General features: G+C 63.8%; 12 protein-coding genes. 11 read left to right on the top strand and 1 reads right to left on the bottom strand.

Annotation, left to right across the window (positions count from 1 at the left end; all coding sequences use genetic code 11):
• The 11 genes from rsmH (at position 1) to murB (ending at position 13,357) form a co-directional block, all read left to right on the top strand.
• Positions 1 to 1,026, top strand: a complete 1,026-nt coding sequence (gene rsmH / locus B3605_RS02415; RefSeq protein WP_112973939.1) for a 16S rRNA (cytosine(1402)-N(4))-methyltransferase RsmH — start codon at positions 1 to 3, stop codon at positions 1,024 to 1,026.
• Position 1,027: 1 nt separating this feature from the next.
• Positions 1,028 to 1,426 carry a cell division protein FtsL gene (gene ftsL / locus B3605_RS02410; RefSeq protein ID WP_018897561.1) on the top strand — a complete coding sequence of 133 codons (399 nt, stop codon included), beginning with the start codon at positions 1,028 to 1,030 and terminating at the stop codon, positions 1,424 to 1,426.
• A gap of 2 nt (positions 1,427 to 1,428) precedes the next feature.
• Complete coding sequence (locus B3605_RS02405) at positions 1,429 to 3,180, top strand: peptidoglycan D,D-transpeptidase FtsI family protein (protein WP_047505809.1); 1,752 nt, start codon at positions 1,429 to 1,431, stop codon at positions 3,178 to 3,180.
• A 67-nt stretch (positions 3,181 to 3,247) separates the two neighbouring features.
• Entirely contained in the window at positions 3,248 to 4,708 is a 1,461-nt protein-coding gene (locus B3605_RS02400) for a UDP-N-acetylmuramoyl-L-alanyl-D-glutamate--2,6-diaminopimelate ligase (protein WP_112944302.1), read from the top strand.
• On the top strand, positions 4,705 to 6,138 hold the full coding sequence (locus tag B3605_RS02395) for a UDP-N-acetylmuramoylalanyl-D-glutamyl-2,6-diaminopimelate--D-alanyl-D-alanine ligase (protein WP_112944301.1): 1,434 nt from the start codon (positions 4,705 to 4,707) through the stop codon (positions 6,136 to 6,138). Before B3605_RS02400 ends, B3605_RS02395 begins: the two co-directional genes overlap by 4 nt.
• 22 nt (positions 6,139 to 6,160) lie before the next feature.
• The gene (gene mraY, locus B3605_RS02390) at positions 6,161 to 7,261 is read left to right on the top strand and encodes a phospho-N-acetylmuramoyl-pentapeptide-transferase (RefSeq protein ID WP_047505803.1); all 1,101 of its coding nucleotides are present in this window, start codon (positions 6,161 to 6,163) and stop codon (positions 7,259 to 7,261) included.
• A gap of 7 nt (positions 7,262 to 7,268) precedes the next feature.
• Entirely contained in the window at positions 7,269 to 8,681 is a 1,413-nt protein-coding gene (murD, locus tag B3605_RS02385) for a UDP-N-acetylmuramoyl-L-alanine--D-glutamate ligase (RefSeq protein WP_112944300.1), read from the top strand.
• A gap of 1 nt (position 8,682) precedes the next feature.
• Positions 8,683 to 9,837: a putative lipid II flippase FtsW gene (gene ftsW, locus B3605_RS02380; protein ID WP_026282825.1), complete on the top strand. Its 1,155-nt coding sequence runs from the start codon at positions 8,683 to 8,685 to the stop codon at positions 9,835 to 9,837.
• A gap of 6 nt (positions 9,838 to 9,843) precedes the next feature.
• Entirely contained in the window at positions 9,844 to 10,974 is a 1,131-nt protein-coding gene (murG, locus tag B3605_RS02375; RefSeq protein WP_018897568.1) for an undecaprenyldiphospho-muramoylpentapeptide beta-N-acetylglucosaminyltransferase, read from the top strand.
• Complete coding sequence (murC, locus tag B3605_RS02370) at positions 10,971 to 12,386, top strand: UDP-N-acetylmuramate--L-alanine ligase (RefSeq protein ID WP_018897569.1); 1,416 nt, start codon at positions 10,971 to 10,973, stop codon at positions 12,384 to 12,386. The genes murG and murC overlap by 4 nt, the downstream gene beginning before the upstream one ends.
• Entirely contained in the window at positions 12,383 to 13,357 is a 975-nt protein-coding gene (gene murB / locus B3605_RS02365) for a UDP-N-acetylmuramate dehydrogenase (RefSeq protein WP_112944299.1), read from the top strand. Before murC ends, murB begins: the two co-directional genes overlap by 4 nt.
• Positions 13,358 to 13,403: 46 nt before the next feature.
• On the opposite strand, the gene B3605_RS02360 is transcribed toward murB, so the two are convergent.
• On the bottom strand, positions 13,404 to 14,501 hold the full coding sequence (locus B3605_RS02360) for a metallophosphoesterase (protein ID WP_112944298.1): 1,098 nt from the start codon (positions 14,499 to 14,501) through the stop codon (positions 13,404 to 13,406).
• Positions 14,502 to 14,611: the final 110 nt, after the last annotated feature.

The following is a 14,611-nucleotide window of genomic DNA, read 5'->3' as shown; positions in this document are numbered from 1 at the left end:
ATGGCGGCGAATCCTGGCGAAGGTTCAACTGATGCCGGTGGCGGACCGGTTCGCCACATTCCGGTTCTTCTCAACGAGGTGCTGACGGCGCTCGAGCCTGCTGCCGGCAAGGTCATTCTCGACGGCACGTTTGGCGCAGGCGGCTATACGTCGGCCATCCTGTCTGGTGGTGCCGAGGTGATCGCGCTCGATCGCGATCCGACGGCGATCGCGGGCGGGCAAGCGCTGGTCGATGCACATGGCGGTCGCCTGAAGCTCATTCACTCGCAATTCTCGCGGCTGGCCGATCACGCGCCCGCCGGCGGTCTTGATGGCGTCGTGCTCGATATCGGCGTGTCGTCGATGCAGATCGACGAGGCCGATCGCGGTTTCTCGTTCCAGAAGAACGGGCCGCTTGATATGCGCATGTCGGCATCCGGCGTTTCCGCAGCCGACGTCGTCAATCGCGCCAAGGTGGCCGAGCTCATCCGCATCTTCCATTTCCTCGGCGAAGAGAGCCAGTCGCCGCGCATCGCGCATGCGATCGAAAAGCGCCGCGCCGAGAAGCCGTTCGAGACGACGCGCGATCTGGCGGGTCTGATCGAGATCGTCACGCCGCGCAAGATGAAGGACAAGATCCATCCGGCGACGCGGGTGTTCCAGGCGCTGCGCATCTTCGTCAACGACGAACTCGGCGAGCTGGCGCAGGCGCTGTTCGCGGCCGAGCAGGCGCTGAAGCCGGGCGGCCGTCTCGTGGTCGTCACCTTCCATTCTCTGGAAGACCGCATCGTCAAGACCTTCTTCTCCGATCGCGCCGGCAAGGCATCCGGCTCGCGCCACATGCCGATCGCTCACGAGCGTGCCGCCACCTTCGACCGGATCGGCAAGCCGATGGTGTCGGCAAGTGACGCGGAAGCCGAGCTCAATCCGCGCGCCCGTTCCGCAAAGCTGCGTGCGGGTCTCAGAACCACGGCACCGGCGGAAGCCGCCGACATGTCGATCTTCGGACTGCCCAACCTCGCAAGCCTCGGAAAGCTCGGAGCCTGATATGCTGAGAACCTTCGACCTCGTTCTTGTTGGCGTCATGACGGCCGCGGCCGCCGTGACCTATACGATCAAGCATCGGGCCGAACTCAAGCTCGAGGAGGTTCACCGCCTCGAAGCGGAGATCAAGCTCGAGAAGGACACGATCGATCTGTTGAAGGCCGACTGGGCGCTGCAATCGCAGCCGAACCGGCTGGAGCGGCTGGTCAACAACTACAATAGCGAGCTGCAGCTGCAGCCGACCGTCTCGACCTCGCTGGTGCATGCCAAGGAGCTGCCGATGCTGAAGGCGCAGGTGCCGGTGCCGGAGATTGCCGACGCCAAGACCGGCAAACCGAAGCCGAAGGTCGTGGCGAAGCCTGTCGAGGAAGAAGACGAAATGACAACCGGATCTGTGGAGTAGAGATGTCCTTTCTTTCACGCATCATGGTTGCCAAGAGCCAGGCCCACTTTTCTTCCGGCGTCTACAGCCGGTTTGGCGGTCCATCCGGCAGCGTGTCGATCCAGGGCTCGCGCAAGAAGCGCAGCGGTCAGGCCAAGAGCCGCGTCGGCCTTCTGGCTTTCGCGTTCGTCTGCGTCTACTGCGTCATTGGCGGTCGTCTCGTCGAATACGCCGTGCGTGATCCCGACGTCGTCTCCAGCATCCTGCCGCCCGACCGCCTGCTGGCGTCGCGCCCCGATATTCTCGACCGCAACGGCGAAGTGCTGGCGACCGACATCCGCACCGTCTCGCTGTTTGCCGAGCCGAACAAGATCGTTGACGCCGATGAGGCCGTCGAGAAGCTGACAACCGTGCTGCCCGACCTCGACATGAAGGGCACCTACAAGAAGCTCGCCAACCGCAATTCGCACTTCGCCTGGCTGCGCCGCCAGCTGTCGCCGAAGCAGCAGAGCCAGATTCTGGCGCTCGGCATTCCCGGCATCGGCTTCCGTCCGGAGAAGCGCCGCTTCTATCCCGGTGGCGCGACCGCCGCGCATATCCTTGGCTACGTCAACATCGACAATCGCGGCGTTGCCGGCATGGAGAAATATATCGACGACCAGGGGCTGGCCGATCTCGCCATGGTCGGCATGACCAGCGATCAGCCGCTGGAGCCGGTCAAGCTGTCGATCGATATCCGCGTCCAGAACATCGTGCGCGATATCGTCGTCAACGCGGTGAAGAATTACGAAGCCAAGGGTGCTGGCGCCGTCGTCCTCGACATCCACACCGGCGAAGTGCTCGCCATGGCATCGGCGCCGGATTTCGATCCGAACAATCCGCTCGAAGGTGCCAAGGAAGGCTGGCTGAACCGCATGTCGAACGGCACGTTCGAGATGGGCTCGACCTTCAAGACCTTCTCGCTCGCCATGGCGCTCGACACCGGCAAGGTCAACCTCAATTCCAGCTTCGACGCGACGCAGCCCCTGCACATCGGCGGCTTCACGATCCACGACTTCCACGGCCAGCGCCGCTGGCTGACGCTGCCTGAAGTCTTCCAGTATTCCTCGAACGTCGGCACGGCCCGCATCATCGACATCGTCGGCATCGATGCGCAGAAGGACTATCTGACGAAGCTTGGCCTCCTCACCAAGATGAAGACCGAGCTGCCCGAGGTGAAGATGCCGAGCCAGCCGAAGGTTTGGAAGAAGATCAACTCGGTGACCATCTCCTTCGGTCACGGTGTTTCGACGACGCCGCTGCAGACGGCTGTGGCCGGTGCGGCACTTGTCAATGGCGGCAAGCTGATCGAGCCGACCTTCCTGCCGCGCAATCGCGATCAGGCCGATGAAGTGGCTGAAGTGGTGGTCAAGAAGAGCACCAGCGACGACGTGCGCTATCTCTTCAAGGTCAACGGTGTGAAGGGCTCCGGCCGCAACGCCGATGTTCCCGGCTTCAACGTCGGCGGCAAGACCGGTACGGCCGACAAGGTCGTCAACGGCCGCTACGCCACCAACCTCAATTTCAATGCCTTCCTGGCGGCATTTCCGATCGAGAACCCACAGTACGTGGTGCTGACCTTCTGCGACGAGCCGCACAATGGCGAAAAGGGCCAGAACATCGCGGCCTATACCGCCGCACCGATGGTCAAGAACATCATCTCCCGTGCGGCGCCAATCCTCGGTGTGGAACCGAAGTTCGGTGACGACGGATCGGCCATGTTGGTGTCTTATTGAGTCTGGATGAATGTCGCAGCCGATTCGCCATGGGGGCTCGACGGCTCGAGAGAAAAGTGTGCGTTCGATGAAACTGAGGGACATCGCCGGAAATGCGTTTCCGGAATTGAAGGAAGAACTGAACGGCCCGGTGGGCGCGCTGGAGATTTCCGGCCTTTCCGCCGACAGCCGAAAGATCGCGCCCGGCATGGCCTTCGTCGCCGTTGCCGGCACCAAGGCTGACGGCGCAGGCTTTATCGCCGATGCCGCCGCGCGCGGTGCTACGGTCGCGATCGCCTCGCATCCGACGCAAGCCTCCATTCCCGTTCTCGTCGTCAGCGAACCGCGCCGCTTCCTGTCGCTCGCAGCCGCGAATTTCTACGGCAAGCAGCCGGAGACCATGGTCGCGGTAACCGGAACCGCCGGCAAGACGTCGGTCGCCTCCTTCACCCGCCAGATCTGGGCCTTTGCCGGCCACCCGGCCGCGATGATCGGCACAACAGGCGTCGTCTCGCCGGCCCGCAACGATTACGGCTCGCTCACCACACCCGATCCGGTGTCGCTGCATGCGCTGTTGGCCGAACTGACCGATGAAGGCGTGACGCATGCCTCGATGGAAGCGTCGAGCCACGGCCTCGACCAGTCGCGCCTCGATGGCGTGAAGCTTGCCGCCGCTGCCTTCACCAATCTCGGCCGCGATCACATGGATTATCATCCGACGATCGAGGACTACATGGCCGCCAAGATGCGGCTCTTCGATACGCTGCTGCCCAAGGGCAACCCCGCCGTGATCTTTGCCGACGACGCATGGTCGGAACAGGCGATCAAGGCGGCGATCGATTCAGGACATGTCGTGCGCACGGTCGGCCGGAAGGGCGAGTATCTGACGCTGAAGCGCGTCGAGCATTTCCGCCACAAGCAGGTCGCCGAAATCCACGCCGAGGGACAGATCTTCGAGGTCGACATTCCGCTTGCCGGCGATTTCCAGGTGGCCAACGCGCTCGTTGCCGCAGGCCTTGCCATGTCCACCGGCGTTCCGGCCAAGGTCGCAATGGCCGCGCTTGAGAAATTGCAGGGCGCTTCTGGCCGTCTCGAGCTCGTCGGCCACACCAAGGACGGTGCGCTCGCTTATGTCGATTACGCCCATAAGCCGGATGCGCTTTCGAATGTGCTGGAATCCGTGCGTCCGTTCACGACCGGCCGCGTCATCGTCGTCTTTGGCTGCGGTGGAGACCGCGACCGCGGCAAGCGGCCGATCATGGGCGAGATCGCCTGCAGGCTCGCCGATGTCGTTGTCGTCACCGACGATAATCCGCGCTCGGAAGAGCCCGCATCGATCCGCGCCGAGATCATGGCAGCAGCCCCTTGCGCCACCGAGATCCCCGATCGTGCCCAGGCGATCCGCGATGCGGTCGCCATGCTCGCCTCCGGCGATACGCTTATCGTTGCCGGCAAGGGGCATGAAGAGGGGCAGACGATCGGTGGCGTCACGCTGCCGTTTTCGGATCACGCCGAGTTGCGCAAGGCTTTGGAGGAGCTGAAATCGTGAATTGGCTTTGGACAACGCAGGACATGATCACGGCCATGGCCGGGCGCCCGTTCGGCACCTTGCCGGAGGGGATTACCGGGATCGCGATCGACAGCCGCTCGATCCAGCCGGGTGAGGCCTTCTTCGCGATCAAGGGCGACCGGGTCGACGGTCATGACTATGCGTCGATGGCGATGGCCAATGGTGCTGCGCTGCTCGTCGTCAGCGAGGCGCGGCTGCCGGCGCTCGGCCGTTTGACCGTGCCGATGATCGTCGTCGAGGACGTGCTGGTGGCGCTCGGCAAGCTCGGGCTTGCGGCGCGGGCTCGGTCTCGTGCACAGATCATCGCCGTCACCGGCTCCGTCGGCAAGACGACCACCAAGGAGATGCTGCGCCGGGTTCTGGCGCCATCGGGCAAGGTGCATGCGTCGGTCGCATCCTTCAACAATCACTGGGGCGTGCCGCTGACCCTCGCGCGCATGCCGCTCGACACCTATTTCGGTGTCTTCGAAGTCGGCATGAACCACCCGGACGAAATCCGTCCGCTGGTGAAGATGATCGAGCCGCATGTCGCCGTCATCACCACGATCGCGCCGGCGCATCTCGGCAATTTCAAGAGCATCAAGGAAATCGCGACCGCGAAGGCCGAGATCTTCGAGGGTGTCGTGCCCGGCGGCCATGCCGTGCTCAACCGCGACAACGACCAGTTCAATTTCCTCGACCGCACGGCGCAGGCTTGCGGCATCCAGCATATCCACTCCTTCGGGCAGCACGCCAAGGCCGATTTCCGCATGGCGGAGTTCAACGGCGGGGACCAGAGCTCGACCTTGTGGATTACCATCGACGGCGAGACGCATGAGGTCGCCATCGGCGCGCCCGGCAGGCACATCGCCGAGAACGCGCTGGCAGCCCTCGGCGTCGCCAGGATCGTCGGCGCCGACATGCACGCGGCCATCGCCGCACTTGCGACGCTGCAGGCCGAAAAGGGCAGGGGGCGTCGCCACAAGCTCTCGATCGGCCATGGCAGCTTCACCGTCATCGACGAAAGCTACAACGCCAATCCGACCTCGATGCGCGCGGCAATCGCGCTGCTCGCGAGCTCCATGCCGACGGGATCGGGACGGCGGATCGCCGTGCTCGGCGACATGCTCGAAATGGGCGACTATTCGCAGAAGGTCCACACGGACCTCGCCGGGCCGCTGCTTGCCGCCGGCATCGAACATGTCTGGCTCGCCGGCCACGAGATGCTGGCGCTGAAGGAATCACTTCCCGAGAGCGTTTCGGTCGTGCATCGCGCACAGACCGACGAACTCATCGACCACGTATTGAACTCTGTCGCGGTAGGCGACGTGCTGATGGTAAAATCGTCATTGGGCATCGGTTTCGGCAAGATTATTGCCGCGCTCCTTGACAAGTTCCCGCCATTTGCCGACACGCAACGCGAATTTTGAGCGGGTAAACAAGGGGCCCTGAATGCTGATTTGGCTAGTCGAACTGTCGGAACACCTGAAATTTCTGAACCTGTTCAGATACATTACGTTCCGCACGGGCGCCTCTCTCTTCACCTCCGCGCTGATCGTTTTCCTGTTCGGGCCGATGATCATCAATTCGCTGCGCATCCGCCAGGGCAAGGGTCAGCCGATCCGTGCCGACGGACCGCAGACCCACTTCAAGAAGGCCGGTACGCCGACCATGGGCGGCCTGATGATCCTGGCCGGCATCGTCGGTTCGTCGCTTCTGTGGGCTGATCTGTCGAATGTCTATGTCGTGGCGACGCTGCTCGTCACGCTCGGCTTCGGCGCGATCGGCTTCTATGACGACTATCTCAAGGTCAGCAAGCAGAGCCACAAGGGCTTCTCCGGCAAGGCGCGCCTCGGTATCGAGTTCGTCATCGCCGGCATTGCCGTCTATTTCATGATGCGGGCATCGCTGGCTTCCGGCCCTGCCGGCTCGACCTTCGGTTCGTCGATCGCGTTCCCGTTCTTCAAGGACTTCCTGATCAACCTCGGCATCATGTTCGTGGTCTTCGGCGGCTTCGTCATCGTCGGCGCCGGCAATGCGGTGAACCTGACGGACGGTCTCGATGGTCTCGCGATCGTGCCGGTCATGATCGCGGCGGCCTCCTTCGGTGTCATCGCTTATCTTGCCGGTAATGCCGTCTTCGCGAACTACCTGCAGATCAACTTCGTGCCCGGCACGGGCGAACTCTCCGTCGTTCTCGGTGCCGTCATCGGCGCCGGCCTCGGCTTCCTGTGGTTCAATGCGCCGCCCGCCGCCATCTTCATGGGCGACACCGGTTCGCTGGCGCTCGGCGGCACGATCGGCACGGTTGCCGTCGCCACCAAGCACGAGATCGTCATGGCGATCATCGGCGGCCTGTTCGTCATGGAAACGCTGTCCGTCATCATCCAGGTCGGCTTCTTCAAGATGACCGGACGCCGCGTCTTCCTGATGGCGCCGATCCACCACCATTTCGAGAAGAAGGGCTGGACCGAAAGCCAGGTCGTCATCCGCTTCTGGATCATCGCCGTCGGCCTTGCCATGCTCGGCCTCTCGACGCTGAAGCTGCGGTAAGACGATCATGATCCCGGTCACCACGCTTTCTGGAAAAAAGGTCGCGCTCTTCGGGCTCGGCGGTTCCGGCTTCGCCACGGCGCGCGCCCTGATCCTTGGGGGCGCGGAGGTGACGGCGTGGGACGACAATCCCGATAGCGTGACCAAGGCCGCGGCCGAGGGGATCCACACCGCCGATCTCAGAACGATCGACTGGAACGCGCAGTCGCTGTTCGTGCTGTCGCCGGGCGTGCCGCTGACGCATCCGAAGCCGCATTGGACGGTCGATCTGGCGCGCGCTGCCGGCGTCGATATCGTCGGCGATGTCGAGCTCTTCGTGCGCGAGCGCCGGGCGCATGCGCCTGACGCGCCGTTCATCGCCATCACCGGCACCAACGGCAAATCGACCACCACGGCGCTGATCGCCCATATCCTGAAGTCGAGCGGCCGCGACACACAGCTCGGCGGCAATATCGGCACGGCGGTGCTGACGCTGGAGCCGCCAAAGGCTGGGCGCTTCTACGTCGTCGAGTGCTCGTCCTACCAGATCGATCTCGCGCCGACGCTCAATCCGTCGGCCGGTATTCTGCTCAACCTCACGCCCGACCATCTCGACCGCCACGGCACGATGCAGCACTATGCCGACGTCAAGGAACGACTGGTCGCCGGCAGCGACGTCGCCATCGTCGGCGTCGACGACAGCCATTGCGAAATGATCGCCGACCGCATCGAGCGGGCAGGCGGCAAGGTCACGCGCATCTCGCGCCGCCATGTGCTCGCCGACGGCATCTATGCCGAGGGTACGAAGCTCATCCAGGCGCAAGCGGGCGCCGCACTTCCGATCGCCGATCTCGACGGTATCCCGACGCTGCGCGGCAGCCACAACGCGCAGAACGCGGCGGCAGCCGTCGCCGCCTGCCTTGCGGCCGGCGTCTCAGTCGAGGATATCCGCGCGGGCCTCGCATCCTTCCCGGGCCTGAAGCACCGCATGCAGCCGGTCGGCCGGCGCGGCAATGTGGTGTTCGTCAACGATTCCAAGGCAACCAATGCCGATGCGGCCGCACCGGCTCTATCGAGCTACGACCGCATCTACTGGATTGCCGGCGGCCTACCCAAGGCGGGCGGGATCACCACGCTTGTGCCGTTCTTTCCGCGCATCGCCAAGGCCTATCTGATCGGCGAGGCGGCCGCGGAATTCGCCGCCACGCTCGGCGAGGCGGTACCCTACGAGATCTCGGGAACGCTGGACCAGGCGGTCGCGCATGCGGCCGAGGATGCGGGCCAGGACGAGAGCGGGCCATTGGCGGTCATGTTAGCACCGGCTTGCGCAAGCTTCGACCAATATAAGAACTTCGAAGTCAGGGGCGATGCATTCGTAAGCCATGTGGCAGCGCTCGACGGAATCACCATGCTGATCGGTTCGGCAACAGGAGAGAAGTGACATGGTAAGTCGTGCGGAACGCGGGGCATTGGCCGATTGGTTCTGGACCATCGACCGGTTCTTCCTGGCGATGTTCATCTTCCTGATGGGCATCGGCTTCATGCTGTCGTTTGCCGCATCGCCGGCGGTGGCCGAGCGCATCGGGCTTGAACCCTTCCACTTCGTCAAGCGCCATGCGGCCTTCATGATCCCGTCGCTGGCGGTCATGATCGGCCTGTCGTTCCTGACGCCGCGGCAGGTGCGACGCACCGCGATCCTTCTCCTGATCGTCGCGATCGCCATGATGCTGCTCGCGCTGTTCTTCGGCGTCGAGGTCAAGGGCTCTCGCCGCTGGGTGACGCTGGCCGGTATCTCGATCCAGCCGTCTGAATTCATGAAGCCGGCCTTCGTGGTCGTCTGCGCCTGGCTGTTTGCGGAGCATGCGCGCCAGCCGGAAATCCCTGGCAATCTCTTCGCCATCATCCTCTTCGGCATGGTCGCGGCGCTTCTCGTGGCGCAGCCCGACCTTGGCCAGACCATTCTGACGACAGCGGTCTGGGGCGGCATGTTCTTCATGGCCGGCATGCCGTGGCTTTGGATCATCGTGCTCGGCGCCGGTGGCGTCGGCGGTCTCGTCAGCGCCTATTACGTCTTCCCGCACGTGGCGTTGCGTATCGACAAGTTCATGACCGGCGAGGGCGACACGTTCCAGATCGACACGGCGCGCGAAGCGATCATCCGTGGCGACTGGTTCGGCCAGGGTCCGGGCGAGGGCATCGTCAAGCGCATCATCCCCGACGCGCATACCGACTTCATCTTCTCGGTCGCGGCCGAGGAGTTCGGCATCATCTTCTGCATCGCTCTGGTGCTGCTGTTTTCCGCGCTCGTGCTGCGCGGTCTGTCGCATGCCTACAAGGAGCGCAACGACTTCAACCGTTTCGCCGTCGCTGGCCTCGTGCTGCAGATCGGCATACAATCCATCATCAACGTGGGCGTCAATCTCGAGCTGCTGCCGGCGAAGGGCATGACCCTGCCGCTGATTTCCTACGGCGGTTCGTCGATGGTCGCCATCTGCGTCACGGCCGGGTTCATTCTCGCGCTGACGCGTCACAGACCGGAAAAGCGTGCGCAGGAGCGGAGCCTGTTCCGCGTCGCGCACGGCATTCCGGCGGAGTAAGACTATATGAGCAAAGGCATCGTTCTGCTTGCCGCCGGGGGAACCGGCGGCCACGTGTTTCCGGCGGAGGCCCTGGCCTACAAGCTGAAGGAACGCGGCTATTCCGTGCATCTGGTGACGGACAGCCGGGCGGAGCGCTATGCCGGCAAATTCCCGGCCGACGAGATCCATGTCGTGCCGTCAGCCACGATCGCCTCGAAGAACCCGGTCGCCGTCGCGCGTTCGCTGTGGACGCTGTGGAGCGGCATGCGGGCGGCCAAGCGCCTGATCGGGCGATTGAAGCCTGTGGTGGTCGTCGGCTTCGGTGGTTATCCGACGGTGCCGCCGCTGCTCGCCGCCACGCGTCTCGGCGTGCCGACGATGATCCACGAGCAGAACGCAGTGATGGGCCGCGCCAACAAGGCGCTTGCCAATCGCGTCAAGGCGATCGCCGGTGGTTTCCTGCCTGAGAATGGCGGTGCTTTCCCCGAGAAGACCGTGACGACGGGCAATCCCGTGCGTCCCGCCGTCATCGAGGCGGCGAAGACGCCCTATACGCCGTCGCATGCCGGCGAGCCGTTCAATCTCGTCGTCTTCGGCGGCAGCCAGGGCGCGCAGTATTTCTCCAAGGCGATGCCGACGGCAATCAGCCTGCTCGACGACGATCTGCGCGCGCGGCTCCGGATCACCCAGCAGGTTCGTCCCGAGGATATGGGCATGGTCGGCGATTGCGTCGCCAAGCTTCAGATGGGCGCCGCATCCGACATCGCGCCCTTCTTCACCGACATGGCCGAACGGCTGGCCAAGGCGCATCTGGTGATCTGCCGCTCCGGCGCTTCGACGGTTTCCGAGATCTCGGTCATTGGTCGTCCGGCGATCCTGGTGCCTTATCCGCATGCGCTCGACCACGACCAGGCTGCCAATGCCGCGTCGCTGGCGGCGACCGGCGGCGCCAAGGTGATCGTGCAGGCCGAACTCTCGTCGGAGAAGATCGCCTCGATTCTGACGCACACGATGAACGACCCGGAAAAGCTGGCGCGTATGGCCGCCGCCGCCAAGCAGGCGGGTAAACCTGACGCCGCGAACTTGCTTGCCGACATGGTAGAGGCTATTGCGGCGGGACGTACAATTGCAGAGTTCAAGGGGAAAAGCGCATGAAAATGCCGAAGGCCATCGGCCTCGTCCATTTCATCGGCATCGGCGGTATCGGCATGAGCGGGATCGCCGAGGTGCTGCACAATCTCGGCCATCGCGTCCAGGGATCCGACCAGGCCGATAGCGCCAACGTCCAGCGCCTGCGCGACAAGGGCATCGAGGTCTTTGTCGGCCACAAGGCCGAGAACCTTGGCGATGCCGAGGTCGTCGTCGTTTCGACCGCGATCAAGAAGGACAATCCCGAGCTCATCGCCGCGCGCGAAAAGCTGCTGCCCGTCGTGCGCCGCGCCGAAATGCTGGCCGAACTGATGCGCTTCCGCAATGCGATCGCCATCGGTGGCACGCATGGCAAGACGACCACCACCTCGATGGTCGCGACGCTGCTCGAAGCCGGCGGGCTCGATCCGACTGTCATCAATGGCGGCATCATCAATGCCTACGGCACCAATGCCCGCATGGGCGAGGGCGAGTGGATGGTGGTCGAGGCCGACGAATCGGACGGCACCTTCCTGAAACTTCCGGCTGACGTCGCGGTCGTGACCAATATCGACCCCGAGCATCTCGACCATTACGGCAATTTCGACGCCGTGCGCGCCGCGTTCCGCCAGTTCGTCGAGAACGTGCCGTTCTACGGCTTCGGCGTCATGTGCCTCGATCATCCCGAAGTGCAGGCCCTGGTCGGCCGTATCGAGGACCGCAAGGTCGTGACCTATGGCGAGAACCCGCAGGCCGACGTGCGCTTCATGAACGTGCGCATCGACGGCGCGCGTTCGACCTTCGATGTCGAAATCCGCCGCCGCCGCACCGGCCAGGTCATCAAGCTCGACAATCTCGTCCTGCCGATGCCCGGCCGTCACAATGTTTCGAATGCGACCGCGGCAATCGCGGTCGCCAATCGCCTGGGCATGTCGAGCGAGGATATCGCCAAGGGGCTTGCCTCCTTCGGCGGCGTCAAGCGTCGCTTCACGCTGACCGGCGAATGGAACGGCGTGCAGATCTTCGACGACTACGGTCACCATCCAGTCGAGATCAAGGCCGTGTTGAAGGCGGCGCGCGAGGCGTGCAAGGGCCGCGTCATCGCCGTGCACCAGCCGCACCGCTATTCGCGCCTGGCGAGCCTGTTCGAGGAATTCGCTGCCTGCTTCAACGATGCGGACAGCATTTTCCTGGCGCCGGTCTATGCCGCCGGCGAAGAGCCGATCGAGGGCGCCAACGCCGAAGCGCTTGTTTCGCTGATCAAATCGGGCGGGCATCGCGATGCGCGCTTCCTCGCCTCTCCCGAGTTGTTGCCTGAAATGGTCGCAGAGATTGCAAAGCCAGGCGATTTCGTGGTTCTGTTGGGGGCTGGGAGTATCACTTATTGGGCGGCCGCGCTGCCCAAGCAACTGGAAGGCCTTTCGGGTAGATCCGCATGAAACAGGTGAATGGGCAAAAGCTTCTTGCGTCGCTGGGCGACGGTGTAAAGGACATCCGCGGGAGGATTACACCGGATGCGCCGATGGACCGCGTCACCTGGTTCCATGCCGGTGGCCTTGCGGAACTGATGTTCCAGCCGCACGACGAAGAAGATCTGATCGCATTCCTGAAGATCCTGCCCGAGGATGTGCCGATGACCGTGGTCGGCGTCGGCTCGAACATTCTGGTTCGCGACGGCGGCATTCCCGGCGTGGTTCTGCGCCTCTCCGCCAAGGGCTTCGGTGCGGTTGAACTCGCGGGCGAAAACCGCGTGCGCGCCGGCGCCATCTGCCCGGACAAGCACGTCGCGGCCATGGCGATGGATAACGGCATCGGCGGTTTCCACTTCTACTATGGCATTCCCGGCAGCATCGGCGGCGCGGCGCGCATGAACGCCGGGGCCAATGGCGGCGAGACGCGTGATCGCGTCGTCGAGGTCACCGCGATCGACCGCAAGGGCAACAAGCACGTGCTGTCGAATGCCGACATGGGCTATGAGTATCGCCATTCGTCGGCCGCCAGCGACCTGATCTTCACCTCGGTGCTGTTCGAAGGCTATGCCGAGGACCGCGCCAAGATCCGCGCCGACATGGATGCGGTGCGCAGCCACCGCGAGACGGTGCAGCCGATCCGCGAGAAGACGGGTGGCTCGACCTTCAAGAACCCCGAAGGCCACTCCGCGTGGAAGCTGATCGACGAAGCGGGATGCCGCGGTCTCGTCATCGGCGGCGCGCAGATGTCGTCGCTGCATTGCAACTTCATGATCAATAACGGCCAGGCGACCGGCTACGATCTCGAATATCTCGGTGAGCAGGTTCGCCGCGAGGTGTTCGAGCATTCCGGCATCAAGCTGGAATGGGAGATCAAGCGCCTGGGCCTGTTCATGCCGGGCCGCGAAGTGCGTCCGTTCCAGGGCGTGACGAGCGAGTAAGCTCCATGCCTGTCGGTGCCGCGCAGTTGCGGCACCGCGATCTGCCTTAGCCGAAACGTTTGGTGAAGGCGGTGGTGAAGGTCACCCCGCCGACATCGTCGCTGGCGTCGCCGATCGCCACGTCCATCACATTCCCCTTGATGCGCACGAGGCTGAAGCCGCCCATGAAGGCGGCGCGCGCCTTGAAGACGTCGATGCCGCCGGCCTGGTAGGCCATGCGCGTGTCGTGCTCGTGGCCGTGGAAAATGCCGATTACGTTGTAGCCTTCAAGGGTTGCGAGCAGTTGCTGACGTTCTGATTCACCCCACCAATGCGGCGCGCCGCTGCCCTCAACGGTGAAGGTGCTCTTTTCCGGGTCCCAGCGTTCGAGCGAGAACTTGTCCCATCCATAATGCTGGAAGATCACCACCGGGCGGCCGTCGGCGGCATAGGCTGCGAGGTCGCGCTTCATCCAGTCGAGGCTGTTGGCCGTGCCCTTGGTGTTGTCGCCGCCATAGCGCTGCGCCTGGATGAGGTGCAGCCCGCCCCAGTTCCAGGAGTAGTTGTCGGAGGCCTCGTCGTAATTGTCGACGGGCACGACCGGCTTGAAGAAGACGCTCGGCTTGTGGTTCAGCTGCACGTAGTCGCGCAACTCGTCGCGGTACCAGTCCACCTGCGGCGGATGGCCGTCCTGGTCGAGATCGTGGTTGCCGAGGCCGACATAGACGGGGAAGTGGATGTGGTCGGCGCCCGGTCCCTGCTGATAGCGGTGCGAGAACTGCAGGAGCTGCGACCCTTCCGCGAACTCGGCCATCTGGCCGCCGCCGTCATCGGTGACGTCGCCGCAGACGATGACGCCCTGCGGCTTGGCGATCGGCTTACCCGCGAGAGCAAAGCCGGTGGGCTTGCCGTCAATTGCTTCCGGCCAGGTCTGGTGGTGGATGTTGTTCAGCGCCCGGATGTGGCGCAGCAGGTTGGCGTCGGTCTTGCCCTCGGCCTCGCAATTGGGGCTGAGGCCATCGCCGATGCGGCAGGCGTGGATGTCGTTGATGACGAGGAAGGTGACGTCGGTATCGGGGACGCCGGCAGCGCGGGCGAGGGGCGGCAGGGTCAGCGACAGGCCGGCGCCCAGGCCATGCGTCAGCAGCGTTCGTCGTGTCAGCATTCGTCTCTCCCCAGCCAGATTCTCTCATCGAAAATAGTGGCAGGGCGTTAACAGACAACAACGAAAAAGGCCGCGGCGGTTTCCCGTCGCGGCCCCGAATTTGCGATCAG

The organism is Rhizobium sp. UBA1881, from assembly GCF_002338015.1.
Classification (GTDB): Bacteria; Pseudomonadota; Alphaproteobacteria; order Rhizobiales; family Rhizobiaceae; genus Rhizobium.
Note: the sequence above shows the minus strand (reverse complement) of the source record. Positions and strands in the feature narration are given on the sequence as shown.

Coding starts and splice junctions, on each gene's coding strand:
- rsmH (WP_112973939.1), top strand. CDS start 1: ATGGCGGCGAATCCTGGCGAAGGTTCAACTGATGCCGGTGGCGGACCG.
- ftsL (WP_018897561.1), top strand. CDS start 1,028: ATGCTGAGAACCTTCGACCTCGTTCTTGTTGGCGTCATGACGGCCGCG.
- B3605_RS02405 (WP_047505809.1), top strand. CDS start 1,429: ATGTCCTTTCTTTCACGCATCATGGTTGCCAAGAGCCAGGCCCACTTT.
- B3605_RS02400 (WP_112944302.1), top strand. CDS start 3,248: ATGAAACTGAGGGACATCGCCGGAAATGCGTTTCCGGAATTGAAGGAA.
- mraY (WP_047505803.1), top strand. CDS start 6,161: ATGCTGATTTGGCTAGTCGAACTGTCGGAACACCTGAAATTTCTGAAC.
- murD (WP_112944300.1), top strand. CDS start 7,269: ATGATCCCGGTCACCACGCTTTCTGGAAAAAAGGTCGCGCTCTTCGGG.
- ftsW (WP_026282825.1), top strand. CDS start 8,683: ATGGTAAGTCGTGCGGAACGCGGGGCATTGGCCGATTGGTTCTGGACC.
- murG (WP_018897568.1), top strand. CDS start 9,844: ATGAGCAAAGGCATCGTTCTGCTTGCCGCCGGGGGAACCGGCGGCCAC.
- murC (WP_018897569.1), top strand. CDS start 10,971: ATGAAAATGCCGAAGGCCATCGGCCTCGTCCATTTCATCGGCATCGGC.
- murB (WP_112944299.1), top strand. CDS start 12,383: ATGAAACAGGTGAATGGGCAAAAGCTTCTTGCGTCGCTGGGCGACGGT.
- B3605_RS02360 (WP_112944298.1), bottom strand. CDS start 14,501: ATGCTGACACGACGAACGCTGCTGACGCATGGCCTGGGCGCCGGCCTG.